Origin of the sequence: Lysobacter sp. Root494, from assembly GCF_001427225.1 — a bacterium.
GTDB lineage: Bacteria > Pseudomonadota > Gammaproteobacteria > Xanthomonadales > Xanthomonadaceae > Agrilutibacter.
Map to the genome: position 1 here is coordinate 1141482 of NZ_LMFH01000005.1, position 24903 is coordinate 1166384.

The window sequence follows — 24903 nt, forward strand, 5'->3', positions numbered from 1 at the left end:
CGCTGTAGCTGCCGATGTCGACGCCCGATTTCATTCCCCGCGATGTACGCGCACGCCTCAAGGACGTGCGCCTGGTGCCACGTCGTGCCGTTGGCGCGCATGGCTTCGGCCTGCATCGCAGCCACAGCCGCGGCGCGGGACTGGAGTTCGCGCAATACCGTGCCTACGAACCCGGCGACGAGCCGCGTCAGGTCGACTGGAAGCTCTACGCGCGTTCGGACCGCTTCTTCGTGCGCGAAGCCGAGCGCGAGAGCCCGATCACGATCTGGCTACTGATCGACGCGACAGCTTCGATGAACCAGGGCGACGTATCGCGTGCGAACTGGACGCGCCTCGATACCGCGCGTGCCCTCGCCGCCTGCACGATGGAAGTCGCGTTGCGACAGGGCGATCGCTTTGGCCTCGCGTTCCTCGGCGGCCGCGGCCTCGACGTGGTGCCTGCGGGCGCAGGGCTTCGCCACCGCGATCGCAGCCTGCTCGCACTCCGCGAGCTTCGCGCGCAAGGCGCGTGGCCAGTGGAAACCACGCTGCGTCCATTGTGGGAACGCATCCAGCCGGGCTCGCTGGTGCTGATGCTCGGCGACGGCTTCGACGACAACGCGACGCTGTTCGCGCAACGGCTAGCCGCCGCGCGACGCGAAGTGCTCGCCATCCGCATCCTCACCACCGAGGAGCGCGATTTTCCGTTCCGTGGCGGGCATCGCTTCCATGATGTCGAAAGCGGAGAGGAACTGCTGACGGATGCCGACGCCGTGCGCGCCGGCTTCCTTGCCCGCTTCACGGCGGCGCGCAAGGCGCTGGCGATGCAGCTGGCGGCGAACGGCGTGCGCCAGGTCGAGTACGTGATGGACGAAGCGCTCGACATGCCGCTACGGCGCCTGTTCGCCATGCACGGCGACACGGAGTTCGCATGAACCTCGTGTTGTTGCTGCCGCTGGGACTGGCGGCCCTCGCTGCGTGGCTGATTCCACTGCTGATCCATCTGCGCCGCCACAGCGAACAGCACCGCACCGACTTCGCCGCGCTGCGTTGGCTGCCGGCGCGTGCGCGGCCACGCAGCCGGCTGCGGTTCGAGGAATGGCCGTTGCTGCTGGTGCGCCTGTTGCTGCTGGCGGCGCTGGCGTTGCTACTCGCAAAGCCGGTGTTGTTCGGCGGGCCGCATGCGAAGCAATGGATCGTGGTTGCGCCGCAGGTCGATCGTGCAGCCGTCACTGCCGAAGCCGATGGCGTCGAACGGCGCTGGCTTGCTAAAGGCTTTCCTTCGATTGAAGAAGGCGCGCCTGCATCTTCGCAGCCTGCCGGCAGCCTGCTGCGTGAACTCGATGCGACTTTGCCTGCCGACACAAGGCTCACGGTATTGGTGCCGGAGCAACTGGATGGCGCGGATGCGGAACGTCCCGTGTTGCACCGGCGCGTGGATTGGCAGGTGGCCGATCGCGCCGCTATCCCCGGGAAAACTTCGGAGCCACAAGAAGCGACGCCGCGGCCCCACCTGGTCGTGCGTCATGACGACAGCCATGCTGCAGCGGCTCGTTACTTCCGCGCGGCCGCGATTGCCTGGCAAGCCGTTTCTGCTGCAGCCGGAGCGGACAAGACACCTGCACCCGATGTCGCCGGTACTGAGCAATCGCTTCCAGCCATCGACAAGCCATTGGTGTGGCTCGCCTCGGGACCGCTGCCGGATGCATTGCAAACATGGATAAGGAACGGCGGCACGGCGCTGGTCGATGTCGCAGCCACATTTCCGGTGAACGGCCAAAGCTTCGTTCCTCTCTGGCGCGACGAACAAGGCAACGTGCTGGCGAGTGGCGTGCCACTCGGCCGTGGGCGGCTACTGCAACTGACGAAGCCGCTGACACCGGACGCAATGCCGATCCTGCTCGACGCAGCATTCCCCGAACAGCTGTGGGCTCTGTTCGCCCCTGCTCCGCCGCCTCCCTCGCGCATCGCCGCACGCGATTACGCGCCGGCAACAGGCGCGCGCGCATGGCCTGAGCAGCCCACCGACCTGCAACCGTGGTTGTTGCTGCTGATCGTAGGGTTGTTCGTGATCGAGCGGTGGATGGCCAGCGGCCGGCGCGAGGCGGTTGCGCCATGAGCGTCGAACGCACGCTCAACCTGGCACGCCGTGTTTCGCGCCTGCGCGTCGCAGCGCACATCGCGGCGTTCGCGGCAGCGTTGCTGCTCGTGCTCGCGACGCTGGCATGGCGCTTTGCCGGCGTGTCTTGGGCATTGGCCACCGTCGCTATCGGCGTGCTCGCAGCGATGTCCATCGCGTGGCTGGCGATGCGCCGGATCGATACGCGCTGGCTGGCCCGCCGACTGGACGAACGCGATCCACGCATGGAAGACAGCGCATCGCTGTTGTTCACCGACGCAGCCTCGCTGGCGCCACTGCAAAAACTGCAGCGACAGCGGCTACAGCAGCGCCTGCAGGCCGCGCCGCCTCCGGACTTGCGTCCTGCCTGGCCGGCACGACCGCTGCTTGCCTGCTTCATTGCCGCCGTCGCAATCGCAACGATCGTGCTCGCCTGGCCCGAAGCAACGCACTCGGCACCGCCACAAGCGATGCCGTCCTCCGCTTCGACGGCGGCGGCACCGACCGAAACACGGATCACCGAGCACCGGCTGGACATCACCCCGCCGGGCTACACGCGGCTGCCCGCACGCACCGAGAACGAATTCGAAGCGAAGGTTCCCGAAGGCGCCACGGTTCGCTGGACACTTCGCTTTTCGCCGGTACCCCGGCGCGCATCGCTCGCCTTCCACGACGGCAGGAGCGTCCCCCTGACGCGCGATGGCGACAACTGGATCGCATCGCGCCGCATCGACAAGCCGCTGCTCTACCGCATCGTGTTGGAGCAGGCGCCGCCGCTGCGCCCCGATCGCCTGCATCGCATCGACGTCGTGGCCGACCAGCCGCCGCAGATCAAGGCGATCTCGCCGGAAGAAACACTGACCATCCGGAGCGCGGGCCAGCGCAGCTGGACTGTAGTTTTCGAAGGAACCGATGACTACGGACTCGTCGCTTCCGCACCGCTGCGCCTCACGCTGGCGCAAGGCGAAGGCGAGAACATCCAGTTCTCCGAGCGGACGATGACCTTGCAGGGACGAGGCGACACCACTCGCAAGCGTTACGCGCACACGTTCGATCTGGCCTCGCTTGGCCTGACGCCCGGTAGCGACTTCGTCGTACAACTGAGCATCACCGACAATCGCGCTAACGGCCCGCAGACCACGCGTGGTCCGAGTTACATCCTGCGCTGGCCACCGGAAGCAACCACCGAGGCGACCGGCCTCGATGGCGTCGTGAAGAAGGCACTGCCCGCTTACTTCCGCAGCCAGCGCCAGATCATCATCGACAGCGAGGCGCTCCTCGCGCAACGCAGCAAGCTGCCCGCGGAAACTTACCTACAGCGTTCCGATGCCATCGGCGTGGACCAGCGCCTCCTGCGCCTTCGCTACGGCCAGTTCCTCGGCGAGGAAAGCGAAGGCGCGCCGCAGCGTCCGCTTCCCATTGCCGACGCGGACGAGGAACAGGCGCCGCCGCGAAAGCTGCTACCTACTGCGGACGCAGAAGCCGAAGCAGAGACGGATGCCGGCAATCATGCTGGCGACGAACACGCCGATCACCCGGAAGCGCCGTCGGCGGCAACCCAGGACACGCACGATCACCCCACCCAGTCCCCTGCTGTTTTCGGTCAGGAGGTCGACGTGCTTTCCGAATACGGCCACACCCACGACGACGCGGAAGCCGCCACGCTGCTCGATCCGGAAACGCGCCGCATCCTGAAGTCGGCGCTGGACCAGATGTGGCAGGCCGAACTGCATCTACGCCAGGGCAAACCGGACCTCGCCCTGCCCTACGAATACAAGGCGCTCGACTTCATCAAGCAGGTGCAGCAGGCGGACCGCGTGTATCTCGCACGCGTGGGCTCGGAATTGCCGCCGATCGACGAGAGCCGCCGGCTCAGCGGCGAACGCGAGAACCTTGCACCACGCGCCGACCTGCTGTCTCCGGCGACGCAGACATCTCCTTTGCTGTCGAACCTGTGGCGTGCACTCGAAACACCACGGGGCGCGAACGCAAAGCCACTCGATCTGGACGGCGTCGAACGCTGGCTGCGTGCAAACGAGCGCCACGTTCCTGACGCACTCGGCGTCATCGCTGCGATCGATAGCGTTCGCAACGAACCTGCTTGTGACTCCTGCCGGCAACTCCTGCGCAACCGCCTCTGGCCTCTACTGCCGCGGCCGCCCGCACATCCCGCCCCACGCACAAAACCTGACCGCAGCGGGCAGGCTTACCTCGACGCGTTGCAGGCGGCGAAGCCATGATGGATACGCAGCGGATTCTCCTGGGGCTTCTCGCATTCGCGGTCATCACGGCGACGGCGCGCTTGCTGTGGTTCGCGTGGCGCGGCGCACCCGAAACGCGTCCGCGTGGATGGCGCGTTGTGTTGCTTGCTCTTTTGCAGCTGGCGTCCGCGGTGCTGCTGTATCACACGTTGTTGCCACCACCTGTGGCGACTGGCATCGATGCACTCGTGGTTGCGACGGCGAATGCGCCACGTGACATTGCTCGCACCCTGACTTCGCATGAGAAGCTCGTCGCATTGCCCGAAGCTCCTGCGATCAGTGAAGCGGAACCTGTGCCCGACCTCGGCACCGCATTGCGCCGCCATCCCGAGACCGCGCGCATCCGCATCATCGGTGACGGCCTGGTCGCTCGCGATCGCGATCATCTGCGTGGCATGTCCGCAACGTATCAGCCAACACCGCTGCCGCGTGGATTGATCGATCTCTCTGCGCCATCCCGCCTGCAGGCCGGCACCGACTTCCACGTGTCCGGACGGGTAAACGGCATGGCTCGCGCCCAGGTGGAACTGCTGGATCCGGCCGGGCAGCGCGTTGATCGCCAGCCTCTCGACAGGAACGGCCGCTTTGATTTGCTCGGCGCGGTGCGGACGCCAGGACTGGTGGAGTTTCGTATTCGCCTCAACGATCCCAGTGGCCGACAGGCCGACACCGCAACGATCCCGCTCAGCGTGTATTCGCCGGCCACCGTTCGCGTTCTCATGCTGGCCGGCGCACCCGACGGCGAACTGAAATACCTGCGCCGCTGGGCCGTCGACGCGGGCGTGCGCATGCATGCGCAGATCGAACTGGGCGGCGGCATGCAGCTCGGCGATGCGCCGGTGGCGCTCAACGCAGCGACGCTGAAGAACTTCGATGTCGTCGTCGTCGACGAGCGCACATGGGGAGGCACGGGTGCGGCGCGACGCAATGCACTGGCTGATGCGGTGCGCAGCGGACTGGGATTGCTCGTGCGAATCGATGGTCCGCTCTCGCCAGCGAGCCGCAACGCTCTTGCAGCCTTGGGACTTCGTCTCAACGCGGCGAACCTGCCTGCTGCATTCAAGCTGCCGGTCTCGAAAGAAGACGATGAATTCGCTGCCACACGCCTTGGTCCAGGCACCTCAGATGCGCCCACCGCGAAGACGGCCGCCGTCACCGCTTTGCCGGAACTGACACGGCAACCGCTGCGCATCGATGACCCGAACGCAACTTCTTGGTTGCGCGACAGCGAAGGCCGGCCGCTTGCCGCGTGGCGCGCGCTTGGGCGCGGCCGCATTGGCACATGGTTACCGATGGATACGTTCCAGCTCGTGCTTGTGGGTCGCGACGACCTTCACTCCACGCTATGGAGCGACGCAATCGCCGCCGTCGCACGCGCACGCGCGGCGAACGAGCTGCCTGTGCCTGCCGACGCACGCGCAGGCACGCGCACCGCGCTGTGCGGATTGGCCGATGGCGCGACAGTAACTCCGGCAGGCGGCCAACCGAAACCGTTGCTAATCGATCCTGCCACCGGCATCGCCCGCTGCGCGGGTTTGTGGCCGACCGCGCCCGGCTGGCACGTGTTGAGCAGTGGCGAAGCGAGCGCTTCGTTCTATGTGCGGGGCAAGAACGAACTGCCTGGCATTGCTGCCCGCGAGATGCGCGAGGCCACGTCGTTGTTGACGCTGGCTCCGGGCCAGGTTGCAGCCACGAGCGCCACGGCACTCGGTTCGCGCTGGCCATGGTTTCTCGCATGGCTGCTGGTTTCAGCGGTGTTGTGGTGGCTTGAGCGTTCGCGCCTGGGCCGCGCGGCGGCGGCGCATTGAAATGGGGATGGCGCTTCGTTGTCGTCTGACGATGCGCTTCGTTGTCGCCTGGCGAAGCGATTCGTTTCCTGACGATGCGATTGGTTGTTCCTAGCGATGCGATGAACTTCTTCGGCATCCGCACCCTGCTCCCTCCCTTTCGCCGCAGGTGAAGGGGAGGGCTGGGGAGGGGTGCCCTTTGACTTTGTCCCTCGATAAAGGACACACAAGCAAGAGCAAGAGCACCCCTCCCCGGCCCTCCCCTGCGCTGCGCGCAAGGGAGGGTGAACTGCTTCCAAATCAACCGCGAGATTACGCGCAAACGAGAGGTAACTGCTTCCGAATGCAACCGAAGCTGCGCGCAAGCGAGAGATAACTGCTTCCGACACGCGAGGTAGATGAAACCAGCCGCCGACTTCGCACCCACTTCACAATCACACCGCAATTGCTTCGCAGCACGCCGCCATCCTGTCTTCGTACCAAGCGAACACAGCGATGGCGACACCACACCCCTACGACTTCGACATCATCATCGTCGGCGCGAGCTTCGCCGGCGCCGCCTGTGCACTCGCCGCCGCGCAACGCGGCCTGCGCGTGTGCGTACTCGAACGCAAGCGCGACCCCGGCGACAAGCTCCGCACCACCGGCATCATCGTCAAGGAAGCCGCCGAGCAGACGCTGCTAAACCAGCTTCCCGCTTCGATGACGCGCCGCGTCGAGCAGGTGCGCCTGTACGCACCCAGCCTCCGCCAGATCGCGCTCGCCGCGCCGGGCTACTACTTCCTGACGACCGACACACCGCGGGTGATGCGCTGGCTGGCGGAACAGCTACGTGCCCACGGCGTCGACCTGCGGCTCGGCGGCGCCTTCACGCAGTGTGCTCGCGTCGACGGAGGCTGGCAGGTGGAGGGCGCGGGTACCACGCGCTATCTCGTCGGCGCGGACGGCGCGCGATCGCGCGTCGCGCAGCGTTGCGGACTCGGCCAGGTGCGTCAGTTCCTTTACGGGGTCGAATACGAATTTCCGGGCGCGCGGCTCGTTGAAGACAGTGCCCTTCACTGCTTCATCAGCAAGCGCTACGCGCCCGGTTACATCGGCTGGATCGCGCAAAATCCGACCGGCGTGCAGGCCGGCCTCGCGCTGCGCCATGATCCGGAGAACGCCCGCGTGCCGGACATCGAAGGCTTCCTGCTGCGCGTCGGCATGGCGGGCGGTCTGCCGAGGCGCCTAATACCCGGCCACACGCGTGCGGGACTGATTCCCTGCAGCGGCCCCGTCATCGACATGGCGCGCGACCGCGTCATTCTCACCGGCGACGCCGCGGGAATCGTTTCCCCCGTCACTGCGGGCGGCATCCACTCGGCATGGGAACATGGCTGGACGGTCGGCTGCGCCATCGCATCGCATATCCGCGAAGCCGGCCGACAACCGGAACAGGTCGCCATCGAAGCGGCGCCCCGTTTTCGAACCAAGCGCGCCCTGCGTTGGGCTTACGACAAGCTGCAGTTCGACTGGCCCTTCGACCTGTTCCTCTACTCACCGCCCCTGCGCTGGGCGGCGGAGCAGGTGTATTTCCACAAGCGCCGTTCCTAGCGGCGAACCATGCCGTCAGGCGTTCGCCCGCGCCGGATCGAAGTCGATGCCGGTGATGAAGCGCTTGCCCGCATGCGCCTTGATGTGCACCACGATGTCGATGGTCATCATCAGCAGGCGCTTGATCACGGCGAATTCCAACCCGGAGCCCTCAGCCGAGGCCTTGACCATCAGGGCGAGCTGGTCCCACGTCTGCGCCGTGCTGCCGGCGTGGCAGCTGGTGATCGAACCTGGATGACCGGACGCACAGTTGCGGATGAAGTAAAAGGATTCGTCGCCGCGCAGCTCGGCAAGGATGATGCGGTCCGGCTTCATGCGCAGGCACGCTTCCATGCAGCTCTTGGCGCTCACGTTGCTGGTGCTCTGTCCTCCCTTGGAATACAGCAGGTGGACGACGTTGGGCTGGCCGATGAAGAGTTCGCGGGCGTCTTCGATGGTGACCAGACGCTCGTTGTCCGGAATGTGGTTGACCAGGGACTTCATGAAGGTCGTCTTGCCGCTGCCGGTAGCGCCCGCGACGACGATGTTTTTCTTGTACTGCACCGCCTTCCTGAAGAAATCCGCGTAGCGGCGCGAGGAACACAGGTCGAGCAGCTCGCGGTCGTGGTCGCCCAGTGCGTGTTCCTGCTCGAGCACTTGGTCGAAGAAGCCATCGTCCTGGTACTGCTGGAGCGTCTTGCTGTGCTTGGAAGGAAGCCGGATCGTGATCGACACCTTCCCCGCATCGCAGGCAGGCGGAATCACGAACTGCGCGCGCTGCCCGGTGGGAAACGTCAGCGAGACCACCGGGTCCGCGTCGGTGATGCGCTGGCCGGTGTTCGATTCGTTCACCACCGCGGTACAGAACTGGCGCACGCGTTCGAAGGTCAGTCCGGGCACCTCGGTCCGCTTCCAGCCCGCATGTGTTTCGAGGTAAAGCTCACCGGGACGATTGATGCAGATCTCGGTGACTTCCGGCGAATTCATGAAATCCTGGATGCCCAGCACCTGGTACTGGTAGTCCAGGAAGTCGTTGGAGATGCGAGCGACGGGCGAGCTTTCGGTTTCCATTTGCGTCGCGATCAGCGCAGGACCGAAGAGAAATCCACGTCCTTGGCGACGTAGACGTTCACCACCGTGCCCTGGTTGATCGTCACGGTCGCCGGTCGGTTCATGCTGCGATCGACGGCCTGGTTGGCCAGGCGCTCCATCGCGCGTGCCGTGTTGCTTTCGTAGGGCTGCACCACCTCGGTGCCGGAGTTGGTGACGACGGTCGACTCGGGTCCGTTCTTCGCCGCGGCGTACTTGAAGGCATCGCTGATCAGGCTGATCAGCATGGCGGAGGCGATACGGCTGCCCCAATGCGCGTTGTAATCGCCCGGATGCCCCGCTCCACCGAGGTTGTCGACGCCTGGGCTCGCCATGTTGATGTCGATGCCGTTAGGCGTGGTGATGCGATCCCAGATGACGGCCACGCGCGGACCGGTGATGTTGGCGTTTTCGTAGGTGCCCGAAATCTTCGAGCCCTTCGGCAGCAACAGGCGGCGACCGTTGACGGAATACACCGGTTCGGTGACAACACAGGACGTGAAACCGGCTACATCGGTCACGATGCGGGTCTCCATCACGCAGCGGATGTAGGTGCCGCGCAGCAGCAACGTGTCCGGATTGGTGAGCGGTTGCGCGCTGCTGGGCATCACGCGCGTGGGCGCGGCGGCGGGTTGTTGCGCGCCTTCCTGTCCCGTCGCGGTCATCATTGCCCGCGCATAGGCTTCCGGCGACATCATGCCGGGCGCGCCACCGCTGGCCGAAGCCTGCAGGCTTTCTCCGCCGGCGAGGTTGGCCATGCGCCGCTCCATCAGGCTGGGTTCGTGAGGCATGCCATCGATCGAACCGGGATAAGCCGGCATCGTTGGCGGCTCGGGCATCGGTTGCATTTCCGCCATGTCTTCCACCGGCAGAGGCGGCAATTCGGATGCGGGAATCGGCGCCTGCTCTTCGGTTGCTGCCTTGGGAAGCTCCGGTATGTTCACTTCCTCTTCGGTGACCTTGGGCTTGCGGTCGTCGCTGCCCGCCGTCGCGCTGTTGACCATCCAGATCGCGGCGGCAATCAGCAACGCGACGATACCGGCGAGGAAGACCAGCGCCTTGCGATTGAGGCGCTGCACATCGCTGGATCGCAGCAATGGAGTGTTTGCATCCAGATCTGGCGATTGCGCCGCCTGGTGCTGCGCGAAATATGGGTTTGGATTCGCGCGTGCATGTCCGTGTTCGTGGCTCACGTCCTGCGCGGACCCATAGGCATCGGCACGACCCTGCTGATTAGGCGTGTTCTGGTTCATTTCCGGGAGTTCCTGCGCAGGCCGACGACGTTCTTGCCGTGGCGGATGACCAAATAGGGATAGGTGCCGTGGACGATGAGCGTGTTGCCTTCGACCGTGGTGTTGACCACGAAGTCCTCGCTGTCCTCGCGCTCGCGTGCGAACACCGCCGGGAAGTTGCCGGTAGGAATGCTCTTCAGATCGCTCATGCGGACGTAGGTGAAACGGCCATCGTCGTAGACGTTGGCGGGAATCAGCCAGGCTTGTCTGGTGCGCGTGGCGTACTGGTAATCGAAGTTGTACTGGCGGCTCTTGTCGAGCTGCGTGCTGAGCTCCGGTTGCGGTGCGCTCTCCTCGCCCCTATTCGTCGCGAACTCGGTGTCGCTTGGATACACGAAGCGGATCTTGTATTGCACGCCGGCATTCTTCGCCTGCTCCAGCGCGCGCCAGTCGGTGGCGACGACCTTCAACTCGAAGATGTACGAATGCGTGGCGGTGCGCACCATCATGTTGGTGTCGACGTCGACGTTCTTCGGCTTGAGATAGAAGACTTTGTCGCGCCGGCTCATGTCCCAGCCATTGCTGAAGCCGGTGCTGTAATCGAGGATCTCCTCGTTGGGGCTGAGTTCGATCTGGGTGGTGATGCCCAGGCCAGTGCGCACCTGGTAGATGCGGTTGGGCTCGTATTCGTATTCCTGGATGACCTGCGCGGCCGCCGGCAATGCGGCACTGAAGATCGCCATGAACAGCAACACGGCAGTGAGGTGATGTTTACGCAAGGGGTTCATTGGGTGCTGACTCCATTCGCACTGCGGGCCGCCGGTTCAATCGCGTCCGCTGTTCGCTGTTCCGTACCATCCACCGGCGTAGCGGACTCGGGCATTCCGGGTTCTTGATCGAATGCCTGGCCTGATGCATCAGGCGACGCGTTGTCGCTCGCTGGTTCGGAATGCACCGGCGTCGGGAACTCGCTCTCGATCGGCGGCGACGCGGCGTAGTCGTTGTCGACGCGATAACTCGTCACCTGGAAGCCCAGCGGATTGAGGATCCGGTTCGGCTCGTCCATTTTCAGGTGCTCGTTGTAGCTGAATTCGAGGGACGCGATCTTGCTGTCCAGCGGCGTGCTGGTGCCCGCGGCCTTGTCGTACAGGCTGCGCTGGAAACGCACGGTGGCCGACTTCGGCACGCTTCCGACTTCCGCCGGATCGTGCAGCTGCAGGCTGAGGATCTTTACCCGGATCGACCTGTTCTTGCCGAACAGTGTTTGCGGATTGGCGGGGTTGATCTTCGTGTAGAGCTTTGCGTAACCGGCGGTCACCAGGGGCGTGGCCATCGCGTGGACCGTGTTCCAGTCCTGCTGGCCGAACTGCGAGTAGTCGTACGATTCGCGTGCCATTACGAAATGGGCGATGTTGCTCTTGTTGATCGCCTCGCTCGCCGCGATGCCGCGCTCACCCAGGTTGCCGGTAAGCCGCGCCACCGTGCTGGTGCCGGTGTATGCATCGGCCATGACCAGGTACGGCACCTTCTCCTTGAGCGGCAGGAACACGAAGTAACCGCCCGCAAGGATCAGCGCCATCACGATCGCGGACCACGCCACCATCCATGCACGGCGTTCGCTGCGCCGCGCCATGTCCGCGATGGTGTTTTCGAAGTTCGCGGCCTTGGCTACCGCTGCCTGGATACCGGGCGTGTCTGTTTTTTTCCCGAACATTCGTTTCTTCCTTGTCGAATGGAACGTTCAACCTGCGCCGGTCAGGGCGCAGCTGTTGACGTGGTATCCGTTGGAATTGCAGCCGTTGCCGGCGTCACACCGCGGACGACGATCTGGTTGCCTTTGGTGGTGATGGACACACCTTGCTGCGCGAAGGCGGTGGTCAGCTGCGAAACCGCTTCCTGCAGGTCGTTGGTGCGAATGTCCGCCACGGCCGAATGCAGGGTGAAGTCCGAAGGATGCTGATACGACAACGTCATCTTCGAATCGCGCGCCCATCGCGCGAGCATCGTCTTGAGCGTTCTGTCCATCGGCGACGGATAGAACGCGTACGCCTGGTAGAGCGGAATTTCCTGCGGGATGTCCGCGTAACGGTTGACGGACTTCCAGCGGCCGCCGTATTCCGGCGCCGCCGAGGCGCAAGCCGTGATGGCCGCCATGACCACCAGCATCAGGATGGCCCTGGCATCGAACGCAACTGCAGTCTTAGTACTCACGCTGTCCCCGATCTGCGTTGAATTGAACGCGCATGCGCCGAAGCCGCCGATCGCATGGCGTGGCCATGCAATACCGTGCGGCTTTCGCCGTGGGGTGAGACAAGTGGATAAAGCAATGCCAGGGCGCAAAGCCCGGCGGCCGCTCTGGACGGCTCGCGCGTACGCTCCCTGTACAACACCGCTTCACGATCGCAACCGGCGATCCGTGTTCAAGCAAGCGGTGATCGTTCTATCCCTGAACTCTCCCTTCCAGCGTCGGCATGCTACTCGAGGGCGTCATGGACGCCCGGCGCGGAGAGTAGAACGAAGTTTGCGTGGTGGGCAAGTGGGGGCTTGTGAGACGCCCTCACCCTGCGTTGTTTCGCAACGCTGTCCCTCTCCCCGCTGAGCGGGCGAGGGTCTGGAAACCTGGATGCTTATTGTTGTCGGCGTAAAGCTCCGGCGCTCATGCCAGCCCGCAGTTGCGACTAAAGCTTCTGCAACCGCTCGATCGCGGCATCCAGCGTCGCTTCGTTCTTGGCGAAGCACAGGCGCGCCAGGCGCTGGCCTTGCGGCGCGGTCTCGTAGAACGGCGACAGCGGAATCGCGGCGACGCCCTTCTCGATCGTGAGCCAGCGGCAGAATGCCGCATCGTCGAGGTCGCTCACCGCGGCGTAATCGACCAACTGGAAATAGCCGCCCGGCACCGGCAACGGCTTGAGCTTCGTCGTCAGCAGCTGCTCGCGGAAGCGGTCGCGCTTGGCCTGGTAGAACGCGCCGAGTCCGTCGTAATGCGCCGGCTCGGCCTCGATCATTTCCGCGAACGCCCACTGCGCGGGAGCGAAGGTGCAGAAGGTGTTGTACTGGTGGACCTTGCGGAACTCGGCCGACAGCGCGGGTGGTGCGACGCAGTAGCCGAGTTTCCAGCCCGTGCAGTGATAGGTCTTGCCGAAGCTGGACACGACGAAGGCGCGCTCGCGCAGTTCCGGATAACGCAGGATCGATTCGTGGCGGGCGCCGTCGAAGATGATGTGTTCGTACACCTCGTCCGAAAGCAGGTAAATGCCGGTGCCGCGCAACACATCGGTGAGCTGGGCGATGTCTTCGGCGCTGAACATCGCGCCGGACGGGTTGTGCGGGCTGTTGATCATCAGCATCCGCGTCTTCCTGTTTATTGCCGCCTTGACCTTGCCCCACGGCACGGAAAAGTCGGCCGGGTCCAGCGGCACGTGCACGGCGCGGCCGCCGGCGAGATCGATGGCGGGCTCGTAGCAGTCGTAGCAGGGGTCGAGGACGATCACTTCATCGCCCGGGCGGACGACGGCGAGGACGGCGTCGAAGATGGCTTCGGACGCACCGGAGGCGACGGTAATCTCGGCATCGGCATCGGGGCGATAGCCGTAGCAGCGTTCGGTCTTGGCGGCGATGGCCTGGCGCAGGGCCGGGATGCCGGTCATCGGGGCGTACTGGTTCCTGCCCTCGCGCATGGCGCGGTCCAGGGCTTCGATCAGGCGCTCGGGGACGTTGAAATCGGGGAAGCCCTGGCCCAGGTTGACCGCGCCGTGCTCGGCGGCGAGCTGCGACATCACGGTGAAGATGGTCGTACCGACCTTGGGCAGCTTGGTTTCCGGGGTCATCGAGGGCAATGGCGTATAGGTGAAACCCCGGAGTGTAAGGAATCGGGTCCGTGCGGCCTAATGGCATCCGGGGGAGTACTGTCGAGGGATCGAACCATGGGGACGATGGAGATGAGCGGCACGCGCGAGCTGCGGATACTCGACGCAGCCGGATTGGCAACGGCCTACGCCCAGGCCGAATACGCCGTGGTACTCGATGGCGACGCGCTGCGCCTGACTGTCGGCCAGTGCGCCGACGACCTCGAGGCCTACTGGCTCGCGGAACGATACGGCTTCATCACCGCGTGGAATCCGCGCTCGGTGCCGCAGTCGGATGCGGCGAACGAAACCGCCAACGCAGCACTGGTCGCGCGGCTCGATGCCATCGGCGCGATACGCCAGCCGGCGCACGCCTTCGACAGGGAGGGCCAGTGGCGCGAGGCTGGCTGGCTGGTGGCGGACGTCGACCCTGGCCTGCTCGACCTGCTGGGTCGCGAATTCGGCCAGGCCGGCGTGCTGGCGTGGGCGTTCGGCGAACCGGTGCGGCTGCGGATGCTGATGTCGCGGCCCCTGGGCGCAGATGTCGCGCATGTGGACTGGATCGAGCCCTGAGCATCACGCCGGGGCCATCGGTTAAAGGGCTAATCGCTTAAAATTGCCGCTTCGCGGCCGTGGCCGCTGTTGCCGGTCGCCCTTCTTCTGGACACGACGCCGCCCAAGACCGCCCCGCCCCCGTTGCTCGAAGCCCGTGGTTTGCGGTTCGCGCGCAATGACGAGCCGGTGTTCGGGCCGCTGGATTTCGCGGTCGATGCGAACGAGGCGCTGCTGGTGCAGGGCGACAACGGCGCGGGAAAGACAACGCTGCTGCGCGTGCTGGCCGGGCTGCTGAAGCTCGACGAAGGCGAGATCCTCATTGAAGGTCGCACCGCGGATGCCTACCAGCGCTCGCACGCGATCGCCTATCTCGGCCACCTGCCCGCATTGAAGGCGGACCTCAGCGCGCTGGAGAACCTCGATTTCCTCTGCGGCCTGCACGGTCGCCGCACGCAACTGCTGCCGGAACAGGCAATGGCGATGGTGGGCCTGGCCGGGCACGAGGACGCGCTCGCGCGGCAACTCTCGGCCGGACAGAAGAAGCGCTTGTCGCTGGCACGGCTGTGGCTGTCGCCCGCTCCGCTGTGGTTGCTGGATGAGCCCTACGCCAACCTCGACCTGGAAGGCATCGAACTGGTGAACCGCATGGTGCAGGCGCACCTGCAGGACGGCGGCGCCACCCTGGTGACGACCCACGGCGCCTACGCGGCACCGCCGGTACGGACACGGATGCTGGTGATGAGGAAGCCGGCATGACGCGCCTGGCCGTGCAGACCGATGCCTTGCAGCCCGGATTGATGGCTTCGGCGCGCGCACTGTTCGTGCGCGACCTGCGCCTGTTGTGGCGGCGACGCGGCGATGCATTGCAGCCGGCGCTGTTCGCGCTGCTGGTGGTGACGCTGTTCGCGCTGGCACTGGGTAACGATCGCGCGACCTTGGCGAAGTCCGCCGGCGCGGTGCTGTGGCTCGCGTCGCTGCTGGCAGGCCTGCTCGCCCTGGACACGCTGTTCCGCGGCGATGCGGAAGACGGATCGCTCGAACAATGGATGCTGGCCCCGGTGCCGCTCGCCTGGCTGGTGCTGGTGCGCACGTTCATGCACTGGGCGACGACGGCGCTGCCGCTGTTGCTCGCCGCGCCGCTGCTGGCTGAACTGCTGCATCTCCCGCACGACCAGTTGGGCGTGCTGTTGGCCTCGCTCGCGCTGGGCACGCCTTTGCTCAGTCTGCTCGGTGCGGTGGTGGCTGCGCTGACGGTCGGAATGCGACGCTCCGGTATACTTGTCGCCTTGCTGGCGCTGCCGCTTTACGTGCCCGTTCTGGTGTTCGGGGCCGGCAGCGTCGTCCAGGCGGCGCAGGGACTGGACGTCACCGGGGCGCTGCTGATGCTGGGGGCCGGACTGGTCCTGGCGCTGGTGCTCGCACCGCTGGCCGCCGCCGCCGCGATCCGCATCGCACTGAACTGACACCAAGCCGGCTGCACTCCCGTGCGGCCGGTTGAGCTCGATCAAGCTGCGGAGCAACGGACTCCGCGACAATGCCGCCGCCCGCTTGCAGCGGAGCTGCACGAGAAACGATGAATCCGATCCTGCGCTGGTTCCACCAACTTGGTTCGCCGCCCTACTTCGACCGCTTCGCCGCGCGATGGGCGCCGTGGGGTTATGGCCTGGGCCTGCTGATGATGGCGGTGGGCGCGTACTGGGGCCTGTTCCACACACCCGCCGATTACCAGCAGGGCGACAGCTTCCGCATCCTCTACATCCACGTGCCGAGCGCGTGGATGAGCATGGCCGTGTACGCGCTGATGGCCGTGTACGCGGTGATCGCGCAGGTGTGGCGGATCAAGCTGTGCGAGATCCTGGCGATGGCCTGCGCACCGATCGGCGCCGCCTTCACCCTGATCACGCTGCTGACCGGTTCGGTCTGGGGCAAGCCGATGTGGGGCACGTGGTGGGACTGGGATCCGCGCCTGACCACCGAACTCATCCTGCTCTTCATGTACCTGGGCGTGATCGGTCTCTACAACGCGATCGACGATCGCCGCGCCGCTGCGCGGGCCGCCGGTTTCCTCGCCATCGTCGGCGTCGCGTTGCTGCCGGTGATCCGTTATTCGGTGGTGTGGTGGAATTCGCTGCACCAGGGCCAGACGATCCGCCTGATGGGCGAGTCGTCGATGGATTCGAGCATGATTCCGCCGCTGATCCTGATGATCGTCGGCACGAAGCTGTGGTTCATTGGCGCCCTGCTCGCCCGCGCACGCGCCGACAACCTGCGCCGCGAGGCTGGCAAGGGATGGGTAGCCGCGCTCGCGCAGGGCAAACGCACCGAAGGTCCGCGCGCATGAGCTATCTCGGTTACCTGATCGCCGCGTATGCGGTATTCGTGATCGTGCTGGCTTGGGACTTCTTCGCCACGCAACTGCAGATCCGCCGGCAGCTTCGCAATGCACGCCTGCGCGCTTCGCGCGAAGCCGCGCGCATTTCCCGCAATGAATTGACCCGATGACCGAGCTGCAATGAATCCCGTACGCCGTAACCGTCTTCTCTGGATCGCTGCGCTCGTCGCCGCTGCAGGCATTGCCGCCGCGATGATCACCTACGCGATCCAGCGCAACGTCACTTATCTCTACACGCCCAGCGAAGTGCTGCGCGGCGACGTGCCGATGAAAGCTGGCAGCTCGCACGCGCGCTTCCGCCTCGGCGGCATGGTCGCCGCGGACTCGTTCAAGCGCGCGCAGGGTTCGCTCGAAGCCCACTTCCGCGTCACCGACGGCGATGCAGAAATGCCCGTGATCTACACCGGCATCCTTCCCGACCTGTTCCGCGAGAAGCAGGCCGTGATCGCGACGGGCCGCATGGAAGGCGACCACTTCGTCGCCGAGCAGGTGCTCGCCAAGCACGACGAGACCTACATGCCCAAGGAAGTCGCGGACAAGATGGGCATGGCGCACAAGAAGCACGACGTCGCTCCGATCAAGGGCGCGGCGCCGGCGCCCGCCACGGAAACGAAGTAAGCCGTGTTGCCAGAACTCGGCCAGATCGCACTAGTCCTCGCGCTCCTGGTTGCGGCCTTGCAGGCCGTCCTGCCGCTGGTCGGCGCGCAGCGTGGCATCGGCGCCTGGATGGCGGTCGCGCGCCCTGCGGCATTCGCGCAGTTCGCACTGGTGGCATTCGCGTTTGGCGTGCTGACCTACGGCTTCGTCAGCCAGGATTTCTCGATCAAGTACGTCGCGACCAACAGCAACTCACTGCTGCCGATGGTGTACCGCTACACCGCGGTGTGGGGATCGCACGAGGGCTCGCTGCTGCTGTGGGCGCTGATCCTCGCGGTATGGACCGCGGCCGTCGCGCGCTTCTCGCAGCGCCTGCCCGCGGAAGTCATCGCGCGCGTGCTCGGCGTGATGGGCGCGGTGGCATTCGGCTTCCTCGCTTTCCTGATCTTCACCAGCAACCCGTTTGAACGCCTGCTGCCGGCGGTTGCCGAAGGCCGCGACCTCAATCCGCTGCTGCAGGATCCCGGGATGATCATCCATCCGCCGATGCTGTATCTCGGCTACGTGGGTTTCTCGGTGCCGTTCGCATTCGCGATCGCCGCATTGCTCGATGGCCACATCGACGCGCGCTGGCTGCGCTGGACGCGCCCGTGGACGAACATCGCCTGGGCGTTCCTCACGCTGGGCATCGCACTGGGTTCGTGGTGGGCGTATTACGAACTCGGCTGGGGCGGCTGGTGGTTCTGGGATCCGGTCGAGAATGCATCGTTCATGCCGTGGCTCGCGGGCGCAGCACTGCTGCATTCGCAGGCGGTGACGGAAAAGCGCGGCAGCTTCCGCGGCTGGACGCTGCTGCTGGCGATCGCGACGTTCTCGCTGTCGTTGCTGGGCACCTTCCTGGTGCGTTCGGGCGTGCTGACGTCGGTGCATGCCTTCGCGGCGGATCCCACGCGCGGCGTCTTCATCCTGATCTTCCTCGGCATCGTGATCGGTGGCTCGCTCGTGCTGTACGCACTGCGCGCGCCTTCGGATGAAGGCGGCGCGCCTTTCAGCATGGCCTCGCGCGAAACCCTGCTGCTGGTCAACAACCTGCTGCTCTCGAGCGCGTGTGCGATGGTGCTGCTGGGTACGTTGTATCCGCTGCTGGCCGATGCGCTGGACCTCGGCAAGATTTCCGTCGGCCCACCCTACTTCGCGCTGATGTTCATGGTGCTGATGGCCCCTTTGCTCCTGCTGGTGCCGTTCGGCCCGATCACGCGCTGGCAACGCGAGCAGGCGTCGAAGCCGTTGGCCATGTTGTTGCCATGGGCGGCGCTCGCCGTGCTCGCAGGTGTTGCCGCCTACTTCTTCACCCCGCAGTCGTCGTGGAAGGTGCTGGCAGGCGTGCTCGCCGCCATGTGGATTGCGGTGGGCACGGCGCGTTTCGTCTGGTCGCGTTTCGAACAGACGGGCAGGCAGTTCACCGCCGAAATGCTTGGCATGACGCTGGCGCACCTCGGCATCGCTGTCTTCGTCATCGGTGCATTGCTCACCGAAGGCCTGAGCCAGCAGCGGGAAGTCGCGGTGATGCAGGGACAGCGTGTCGAACTGGGCCGCTATGCATTCCGTTTCGATGGCGCCGAACGCTACCAGGGACCGAACTACATCGGCGATCGCGGCACGGTGACGGTGTTCCACGACGATGCCCCGCTCACCGTGCTGCATCCCGAAAAGCGCGCCTACGCGAGCGGCGGACAGGTGATGACCGAGGCCGCGATCGATCCCGGCTTCACCCGCGATCTTTACGTCGCGATGGGCGAACCGCTCGGGGGCGGCTCATGGGCGCTGCGCGTGCACGTGAAGCCTTTCGTGCGCTGGATCTGGGCTGGTGCGCTGCTGATGATGCTCGGCGGACTGGTCGCGGCGACCGATCGCCGCTTCGCCCGCACCGAACAACGAAAAATCGCGGAGGCAAACGCATGAGCGAGCGCAAACCGATCATGCGCTGGATGCCGTTGCTGGTGGTCGGCGTGCTGGGCGTTCTGCTCGCCGCCGGCGTGTGGATGAGCCGCAATCCAAATCGCGAAGCGCTGCCCTCCCCGCTGATTGGCAAGGCTGCGCCTGCGTTCGAACTGCCCGTGCTGCACGAAGCCGGCCGCCTGTTCGGCACGAAGGACCTTCGCGGCGCGCCGTACATCCTCAACGTGTGGGGAAGCTGGTGCCCCGCGTGCCGTGACGAGCATCCGGTGCTGACGCGTTTCGCCGAAACCAAGCGCGTGCGCGTCGTCGGCTTCAACTGGAACGACGAGCACGCCGATGCGCTCCGGTGGCTGGAGGAGTTCGGCAATCCGTACTGGATCGTGGTGGCCGATCGCGAAGGAAAAGCAGCGATCGACTGGGGCATCTACGGCGCGCCGGAAACCTTCCTGGTCGATGGCAAGGGCATCGTGCGCTGGAAGTACGTTGGCCCGCTCACGGATGAAGTCATCGCCAGGCAGCTGATGCCGAAGCTGGCTGGGATCGAGAGCCAGCCATGACCTTTGCTGTATCGGCTGCGATCAAATCGATCGTCATTCCCGCGAAAGCGGGAATCCAGCGACTTTGCTCTTCCGCAGCGGCAATGAAAAAGCGAAGACACTGGATGATCGGACGTGCGTCCGTGAAAAAGACGCGCGCTTTCGCGGGAATGACGAGCAAAAGCATCGCGACGGCAACGTTGCCTTTTCTGCTGGCTCTCGGTACGGGCTTCGTCTCCGCCCAGCCCGCCAAACCCGAAGCCCCACCGCAATTCACCAACGTCGCGGAAGAAAAGCGCTTCCACGCGCTTGTCTCCGAACTGCGATGCGTGATGTGCCAGAACCAGTCCCTGGCCGATTCCAACGCGCAGATCGCCCGCGACCTGCGCAACGAAGTGCTGGAATTGATGCGCCAGGGCAAGTCGGACGCGCAGATCAAGGACTTCCTCGTCGCGCGCTATGGCGAATTCGTGCTCTATCGCCCGCAGGTCGAATCGAAGACGTGGCTGCTGTGGTTCGGTCCCGCATTGGTGCTGCTCGCCGGCGGCTTCATCGTCGCAGGCCTGGTGCGCAGGCGTTCGTCCATCGCCACGACCACGAACGACGACGAGCAGGAGTGGTGACGTGACCGTTTTTGTGATTGCAGCACTGTTGATCGCGGTGCTGGCGCTCGGCGTTGCGCTGCGGCCGTTGTGGCGCGACAACCGCAGTATCGGGTTCGCGATGACGACTTCCGTGGCGATCGTCGCAGGATTGCTCTACCTGCTCGTCGGCACGCCGCGCGCCCTCGATCCCGCGCAGCGTCGCGCACCGGAAACTCTGGCCGATGCCGTCACCCAGCTGGAAACCGAACTCAAGCGCGACCCCAACCAGCCCGAAGGCTGGCGTCTGCTTGCCCGCGCACAGGCCGCGCAAGGCCGTCCACAACAGGCGCGCGACGCCTATGCCGAAGCAGTGAAGCTCGCGCCCGACGAACCTGACCTGCTCGCCGAAGCCGCGGAAGCACGCGCCCTCGCCAATACCGATCACCGCTTCGACGAGGCGGCCATCGCGATGCTGAACCACGCACTGGAGCGGCAGCCGATGCACCAGCGCGCGCGCTGGTTCCTCGGCATCGCGCAACGCCAGGCGCAGCAGCCCGCCGAGGCCGCAAAGACGTGGGAACCCCTGCTCGCCGTAGTGGAACCAAAGACGGTGGAGAGCCTGCGCGCCCAGATCAACGTCGCGCGCGGGGAAGCCGGCATGAAGCCGCTTCCCCCTGTCGCTGCGGCTTCGGCATCGCAAGCTCTGCTCCGCGTGACTATCGACATCGCGCCCGAGCTGAAGTCGACGCTCAAGCCCACGGATGTCCTCTTCGTCCTCGCACGCCAGCCCAACGGTCCGCCGATGCCGATCGCGGCGAAACGCCTGCCGGTCGCCGCGTTCCCCGTCACGGTCGAACTGTCCGACAACGACGGCCCGATGCCGACGATGAAGCTCTCGCAGGCCGGCACGGTGGAAATCCTCGCGCGCATCTCGCGCAAGGGCATCGCCAACCGTGCTGCTGGCGATCTCGAATCGGCGCCGGTAGCTGCGCAACCGAAGCCCGGTGCGCAATACAGCACTCGGGTCGACCACGTCGTCGAGTAACGCGCGCCCACTGCCCTCTCCCCGCTTGCGGGGAGAGGGACAGCGTTGCGAAGCAACGCAGGGTGAGGGGAAGTCACGCCCCACCTGGCAGAGCAACAACAAAGCTCCCTCATCTGCCCTTCGGGCATCTTCTCCCCGCGAGGCGGGGAGAAGAAAAGTTCATGCTCACGTGACCGACCATTCCGCCGTCCAGCAAGGCCGTCCCGCGCCACGTTGTTAAACTTCGGCGATGACCGAATTCATCCCCCCAGGCACCCGCTACTTCGACCTGCCCTCCCCGTTTGTCATGAAACGCGGTGGCGAACTGCGCGGCGCGCGCATCGCCTACGAAACCTGGGGCGAACTCAATGCTGCGAAGGACAACGCGATCCTGATCCTCACCGGCCTGTCGCCCGATGCGCATGCCGCGGCAAACGAAGCCAATCCCGAAGCCGGATGGTGGGAAGCAATGCTCGGCCCCGGCAAGCCGATCGATACCGATCGCTGGTACGTGGTGTGCGTGAACTCGTTGGGCAGCTGCAAGGGCTCGACCGGTCCGGCTTCGGTCAATCCTGCGACGGGCGAGCTCTATCGCCTGGACTTCCCGGACCTTGCGATCGAAGACGTCGCCAACTCAGCCGCGCACGTGATACGCGAACTCGGCATCGAACGCCTCGCCTGCGTGATCGGCAACTCGATGGGCGGCATGACCGCACTCGCGTTCCTGCTGCTGCATCCGGGCATCGCCTGTTCGCACATCAACATTTCCGGTGCCGCGCGCGCGCTGCCGTTCTCGATCGCGATCCGCTCGCTGCAGCGCGAAGCGATCCGCCTGGATCCCAACTGGAACAACGGCCACTACGACGACGAGCGCTATCCGGAATCGGGCATGCGCATGGCGCGCAAGCTCGGCGTCATCACTTACCGCTCCGCGCTCGAATGGGACGGCCGCTTCGGTCGCGTACGCCTCGAATCCGATCGGCCCGACGAAGATCCGTTCGGCCTCGAATTCCAGGTCGAGAGCTACCTTGAGGGTCATGCCCGCCGCTTCGTGCGCCGCTACGACCCCAACAGCTATCTCTACCTCAGCCGTTCGATGGACTGGTTCGACATCGGCGAATACGCCGGCGGCGACGCGGCCGCGGGTCTGTCGAAGATCCGCATCGACAAGGCGCTCGCGATCGGGGTGCACACGGACATCCTGTTTCCGTTGCAGCAGCAGCAGGAGGTCGCCGACGGACTGCGCGCGGGCGGCGCCGACGCGGAGTTCCTGCCTCTGGAATCGCCGCAGGGACACGACGCGTTCCTGGTCGACATCGCCCGTTTCGGGCCAGCCGTCTCCGGTTTCCTCGCGACCATTTAAGTTCGACCGCGTAATGCGGGCTCGAGCCCGCCTTCGGAGTAACCGCGTTGGTAATGAAGCCGGAAGCTTGAGCCACCTACGCAACTGCCAGGCGATCGTTGCGCGAAGACGGGAACCCGGTGTCTTTGCTCCCTTCTCCCAACACCAAAGACCCTGATCCTCGCCTTCGCCGGGATGACGCCTCAGCCGCCCTGGTTCCGGATTCCGCCCTCGGTCACGAGCAGCCACTGCCCCACACGGCTAGAATTGGTTATATGGATATGACGCAAGCTCATCAGAACGCATCCGCCGAGACTCTGCCGGACCTCGACTTCCCCGGCCACGACAAGCTCGTCGCCGCGATCGATGCCGCCGTTGCCGCCGGCGACGAGCACGCCGTCACCGCCGCCCTGCGTAATGCGCTATGCCGGATGATCCGCGACCGCGACGTCGAACTCCCCGCCTGCGTCCACGAACCTATCCAGGACCACTACGCCCGCCGCGAGCTCTACCGCAGCCCCGAACACGGCTACAGCGTCGTGGCGATGACCTGGGGGCCCGGCCAGGGCACCCCGGTCCACGACCACTCCGGTCTGTGGTGCGTCGAAGGCGTGTGGGACGGCGAACTCGAGATCGTCCAGTACGAACTGCTGGAACGCGACGGCGAGCGTTTCCATTTCCGCGCCGCCGGCGGCATGCATGCAGGCCCCGGTAGCGCCGGCAGCCTGATCCCGCCGCACGAGTACCACACCATCCGCAACGTCAGCGAACGCGACATCGCCATCTCGCTGCACATCTACAAGGCGCCGATGGAATGCTGCTCGATGTTCGCTCCGCGCGAGGGCGAGTGGTTTGTCAGGCAGGACAAGACGCTCTGTACCGACGCGACGAACTGATCCCACGATGCCGGGCCTGTCCCGGCATCGTCTTTTCTGGTGCCTTGGAATACGGTTCGTCGAAGATCAGGCCACCGCACGTAACCCTTTGAGGAAACGCCGATGCTGACCGACCTGCTGCTCGCCTCGTTGCACCATCTGCTCTTCTTCGGCCTGATCGCGATGCTGGTGTCCGAAGCCGTCCTGCTCCGCGGCACCGTCGACACCGCCGCCGTGCAACGACTGGCGAAGCTCGACGCCGGCTACGGCATGGCCGCAGGCCTGCTGTTGGCGGCCGGCCTGGCGCGGGTGTTCTACGGAATCAAGGGCTACGACTTCTATCTGCACAATCCGTGGTTCCACGCCAAGATCGGATGTTTCGTGCTGGTGGGCCTGCTCTCGATCCTGCCGACGATCCGCTTCGCGCGCTGGCGCAGGGCGCTGCGTGCGGATGCCAGCTTCGCCCCGCCTGCAGGCGAAGTCGCGACGATGGCCGGCATCGTCCGCTTCGAACTGATACTCGTCGCTGCGATTCTGGTGTTCGCGGCGATGATGGCGCGCTTCGGCGGCTTTTGAGCCTTTTCCGAGCGCCCGGACAGGCGGCAACAGGGAACAACCCCGCCCTCCTCGGCTATACTGCGCGCCCGCGCCGGAATGGCGGAATCGGTAGACGCAGCGGACTCAAAATCCGCCGCCCTTAAAAGCGTGTGGGTTCGAGTCCCACTTCCGGCACCAGTAAAAACAAGGGCTAAGCCTCGCGGCCTGGCCCTTTTGTTTTGCGAGTTGTGCGTAGCCCGTAGTGGCGGCAACTGCTTCACACGTGCCACGCGCCAGTACACGACAAAAGCGGTAGTGCGGCGACGCCGCCCACTAAAACATCCTTTTAGCTGATGGACCTCGATCCGGGCGATGGCGTGGCTCTGTCCTCGGTGAGGCGAACGGCAATGAACATGCGCGCGCTCCTGGCAGACGCGCGGGACTCGTGTCGTTTCTGCGCACGTCAGGCAGGAAAGGCTTTCACGTGGTCGCGGCACTCAAGGGCCCTGGCAACACTTGGCCCGCCGTGCGTGCCTTTACCAAGGCCGTTGCCAAGCCTTTGAAGCGAAGGATCCATCCCGGTACACGGCCAAGTCGTCATTGAAGCTGCGACCCGGC

The 24903-nt window shown here is 65.3% G+C and carries 24 protein-coding genes and 1 tRNA gene; 19 read left to right on the forward strand and 6 right to left on the reverse strand.

Going from position 1 to position 24903, the window contains the following annotated elements; genetic code table 11:
- The first annotated feature begins 14 nt into the window (after positions 1-14).
- The 5 genes from ASD14_RS08415 to ASD14_RS08435 all read left to right on the forward strand — a co-directional run bounded on the left by ASD14_RS08415 (position 15) and on the right by ASD14_RS08435 (position 7739).
- Positions 15-914 carry a DUF58 domain-containing protein gene (locus tag ASD14_RS08415; protein ID WP_056131608.1) on the forward strand — a complete coding sequence of 300 codons (900 nt, stop codon included), beginning with the start codon at positions 15-17 and terminating at the stop codon, positions 912-914.
- Complete coding sequence (locus tag ASD14_RS08420) at positions 911-2098, forward strand: BatA domain-containing protein (RefSeq protein WP_056131611.1); 1188 nt, start codon at positions 911-913, stop codon at positions 2096-2098. Before ASD14_RS08415 ends, ASD14_RS08420 begins: the two co-directional genes overlap by 4 nt.
- Positions 2095-4338, forward strand: coding sequence for a hypothetical protein (locus ASD14_RS08425; protein WP_056131614.1), 2244 nt, complete (start codon positions 2095-2097; stop codon positions 4336-4338). The genes ASD14_RS08420 and ASD14_RS08425 overlap by 4 nt, the downstream gene beginning before the upstream one ends.
- Positions 4335-6167, forward strand: coding sequence for a carboxypeptidase regulatory-like domain-containing protein (locus ASD14_RS08430; RefSeq protein WP_157475173.1), 1833 nt, complete (start codon positions 4335-4337; stop codon positions 6165-6167). The genes ASD14_RS08425 and ASD14_RS08430 overlap by 4 nt, the downstream gene beginning before the upstream one ends.
- 474 nt (positions 6168-6641) lie before the next feature.
- Positions 6642-7739, forward strand: a complete 1098-nt coding sequence (locus ASD14_RS08435) for an NAD(P)/FAD-dependent oxidoreductase (RefSeq protein WP_056131620.1) — start codon at positions 6642-6644, stop codon at positions 7737-7739.
- A gap of 15 nt (positions 7740-7754) precedes the next feature.
- Here ASD14_RS08435 and virB11 read toward each other — a convergent pair whose 3' ends face one another.
- The 6 genes from virB11 to ASD14_RS08465 form a co-directional block, all read right to left on the reverse strand.
- Positions 7755-8789 carry a P-type DNA transfer ATPase VirB11 gene (gene virB11, locus ASD14_RS08440; RefSeq protein WP_056131623.1) on the reverse strand — a complete coding sequence of 345 codons (1035 nt, stop codon included), beginning with the start codon at positions 8787-8789 and terminating at the stop codon, positions 7755-7757.
- A gap of 11 nt (positions 8790-8800) precedes the next feature.
- On the reverse strand, positions 8801-10060 hold the full coding sequence (locus ASD14_RS08445) for a TrbI/VirB10 family protein (RefSeq protein ID WP_056131625.1): 1260 nt from the start codon (positions 10058-10060) through the stop codon (positions 8801-8803).
- Entirely contained in the window at positions 10057-10782 is a 726-nt protein-coding gene (locus ASD14_RS08450) for a TrbG/VirB9 family P-type conjugative transfer protein (RefSeq protein WP_235565360.1), read from the reverse strand. The genes ASD14_RS08445 and ASD14_RS08450 overlap by 4 nt, the downstream gene beginning before the upstream one ends.
- Before the next feature lie 41 nt (positions 10783-10823).
- Positions 10824-11753 carry a type IV secretion system protein gene (locus ASD14_RS08455; protein WP_056131631.1) on the reverse strand — a complete coding sequence of 310 codons (930 nt, stop codon included), beginning with the start codon at positions 11751-11753 and terminating at the stop codon, positions 10824-10826.
- A 41-nt stretch (positions 11754-11794) separates the two neighbouring features.
- Positions 11795-12250, reverse strand: a complete 456-nt coding sequence (locus ASD14_RS08460; RefSeq protein WP_235565337.1) for a TcpQ domain-containing protein — start codon at positions 12248-12250, stop codon at positions 11795-11797.
- A 467-nt stretch (positions 12251-12717) separates the two neighbouring features.
- Positions 12718-13866, reverse strand: a complete 1149-nt coding sequence (locus ASD14_RS08465; protein ID WP_056131634.1) for a pyridoxal phosphate-dependent aminotransferase — start codon at positions 13864-13866, stop codon at positions 12718-12720.
- Between the two features lie 96 nt (positions 13867-13962).
- Here ASD14_RS08465 and ASD14_RS08470 point away from each other — a divergent pair, with 96 nt between their 5' ends.
- The 14 genes from ASD14_RS08470 (at position 13963) to ASD14_RS08535 (ending at position 24483) form a co-directional block, all read left to right on the forward strand.
- Entirely contained in the window at positions 13963-14457 is a 495-nt protein-coding gene (locus tag ASD14_RS08470) for a DUF3293 domain-containing protein (RefSeq protein ID WP_056131637.1), read from the forward strand.
- 87 nt (positions 14458-14544) lie between these two features.
- Positions 14545-15195: a heme ABC exporter ATP-binding protein CcmA gene (ccmA, locus tag ASD14_RS08475; protein WP_056132371.1), complete on the forward strand. Its 651-nt coding sequence runs from the start codon at positions 14545-14547 to the stop codon at positions 15193-15195.
- A gap of 11 nt (positions 15196-15206) precedes the next feature.
- Complete coding sequence (gene ccmB, locus ASD14_RS08480; RefSeq protein ID WP_200947049.1) at positions 15207-15902, forward strand: heme exporter protein CcmB; 696 nt, start codon at positions 15207-15209, stop codon at positions 15900-15902.
- Between the two features lie 110 nt (positions 15903-16012).
- Entirely contained in the window at positions 16013-16780 is a 768-nt protein-coding gene (locus ASD14_RS08485; protein WP_056131645.1) for a heme ABC transporter permease, read from the forward strand.
- Positions 16777-16941: a heme exporter protein CcmD gene (locus ASD14_RS08490; RefSeq protein ID WP_056131648.1), complete on the forward strand. Its 165-nt coding sequence runs from the start codon at positions 16777-16779 to the stop codon at positions 16939-16941. The genes ASD14_RS08485 and ASD14_RS08490 overlap by 4 nt, the downstream gene beginning before the upstream one ends.
- Before the next feature lie 10 nt (positions 16942-16951).
- Complete coding sequence (ccmE, locus tag ASD14_RS08495) at positions 16952-17449, forward strand: cytochrome c maturation protein CcmE (protein ID WP_056131651.1); 498 nt, start codon at positions 16952-16954, stop codon at positions 17447-17449.
- A 3-nt stretch (positions 17450-17452) separates the two neighbouring features.
- On the forward strand, positions 17453-19390 hold the full coding sequence (locus tag ASD14_RS08500) for a heme lyase CcmF/NrfE family subunit (protein WP_056131654.1): 1938 nt from the start codon (positions 17453-17455) through the stop codon (positions 19388-19390).
- Between the two features lie 26 nt (positions 19391-19416).
- Entirely contained in the window at positions 19417-19944 is a 528-nt protein-coding gene (locus tag ASD14_RS08505) for a DsbE family thiol:disulfide interchange protein (RefSeq protein ID WP_255355022.1), read from the forward strand.
- Between the two features lie 149 nt (positions 19945-20093).
- A complete protein-coding gene (locus tag ASD14_RS08510) occupies positions 20094-20546 on the forward strand; it encodes a cytochrome c-type biogenesis protein (protein WP_082538870.1) in 453 nt (150 codons plus the stop codon).
- Between the two features lies 1 nt (position 20547).
- Positions 20548-21552 (forward strand): tetratricopeptide repeat protein, encoded by a 1005-nt coding sequence (locus ASD14_RS08515; RefSeq protein WP_056131660.1) that lies wholly within the window; start codon positions 20548-20550, stop codon positions 21550-21552.
- Between the two features lie 229 nt (positions 21553-21781).
- On the forward strand, positions 21782-22894 hold the full coding sequence (locus ASD14_RS08520; protein WP_056131663.1) for a homoserine O-acetyltransferase: 1113 nt from the start codon (positions 21782-21784) through the stop codon (positions 22892-22894).
- A 254-nt stretch (positions 22895-23148) separates the two neighbouring features.
- Positions 23149-23769, forward strand: a complete 621-nt coding sequence (locus ASD14_RS08525) for a cysteine dioxygenase family protein (RefSeq protein ID WP_235565338.1) — start codon at positions 23149-23151, stop codon at positions 23767-23769.
- Positions 23770-23871: 102 nt separating this feature from the next.
- Entirely contained in the window at positions 23872-24324 is a 453-nt protein-coding gene (locus tag ASD14_RS08530) for a DUF2214 family protein (protein WP_056131669.1), read from the forward strand.
- A gap of 72 nt (positions 24325-24396) precedes the next feature.
- A tRNA-Leu gene (locus ASD14_RS08535) sits at positions 24397-24483 on the forward strand.
- The last annotated feature ends 420 nt before the right edge of the window (positions 24484-24903 follow it).

Coding starts and splice junctions, on each gene's coding strand:
- ASD14_RS08415 (WP_056131608.1), top strand. CDS start 15: ATGTCGACGCCCGATTTCATTCCCCGCGATGTACGCGCACGCCTCAAG.
- ASD14_RS08420 (WP_056131611.1), top strand. CDS start 911: ATGAACCTCGTGTTGTTGCTGCCGCTGGGACTGGCGGCCCTCGCTGCG.
- ASD14_RS08425 (WP_056131614.1), top strand. CDS start 2,095: ATGAGCGTCGAACGCACGCTCAACCTGGCACGCCGTGTTTCGCGCCTG.
- ASD14_RS08430 (WP_157475173.1), top strand. CDS start 4,335: ATGATGGATACGCAGCGGATTCTCCTGGGGCTTCTCGCATTCGCGGTC.
- ASD14_RS08435 (WP_056131620.1), top strand. CDS start 6,642: ATGGCGACACCACACCCCTACGACTTCGACATCATCATCGTCGGCGCG.
- virB11 (WP_056131623.1), bottom strand. CDS start 8,789: ATGGAAACCGAAAGCTCGCCCGTCGCTCGCATCTCCAACGACTTCCTG.
- ASD14_RS08445 (WP_056131625.1), bottom strand. CDS start 10,060: ATGAACCAGAACACGCCTAATCAGCAGGGTCGTGCCGATGCCTATGGG.
- ASD14_RS08450 (WP_235565360.1), bottom strand. CDS start 10,782: ATGGCGATCTTCAGTGCCGCATTGCCGGCGGCCGCGCAGGTCATCCAG.
- ASD14_RS08455 (WP_056131631.1), bottom strand. CDS start 11,753: ATGTTCGGGAAAAAAACAGACACGCCCGGTATCCAGGCAGCGGTAGCC.
- ASD14_RS08465 (WP_056131634.1), bottom strand. CDS start 13,866: ATGACCCCGGAAACCAAGCTGCCCAAGGTCGGTACGACCATCTTCACC.
- ASD14_RS08470 (WP_056131637.1), top strand. CDS start 13,963: ATGGGGACGATGGAGATGAGCGGCACGCGCGAGCTGCGGATACTCGAC.
- ASD14_RS08485 (WP_056131645.1), top strand. CDS start 16,013: ATGAATCCGATCCTGCGCTGGTTCCACCAACTTGGTTCGCCGCCCTAC.
- ASD14_RS08490 (WP_056131648.1), top strand. CDS start 16,777: ATGAGCTATCTCGGTTACCTGATCGCCGCGTATGCGGTATTCGTGATC.
- ccmE (WP_056131651.1), top strand. CDS start 16,952: ATGAATCCCGTACGCCGTAACCGTCTTCTCTGGATCGCTGCGCTCGTC.
- ASD14_RS08505 (WP_255355022.1), top strand. CDS start 19,417: ATGCCGTTGCTGGTGGTCGGCGTGCTGGGCGTTCTGCTCGCCGCCGGC.
- ASD14_RS08510 (WP_082538870.1), top strand. CDS start 20,094: ATGACGAGCAAAAGCATCGCGACGGCAACGTTGCCTTTTCTGCTGGCT.
- ASD14_RS08520 (WP_056131663.1), top strand. CDS start 21,782: ATGACCGAATTCATCCCCCCAGGCACCCGCTACTTCGACCTGCCCTCC.
- ASD14_RS08525 (WP_235565338.1), top strand. CDS start 23,149: ATGGATATGACGCAAGCTCATCAGAACGCATCCGCCGAGACTCTGCCG.
- ASD14_RS08530 (WP_056131669.1), top strand. CDS start 23,872: ATGCTGACCGACCTGCTGCTCGCCTCGTTGCACCATCTGCTCTTCTTC.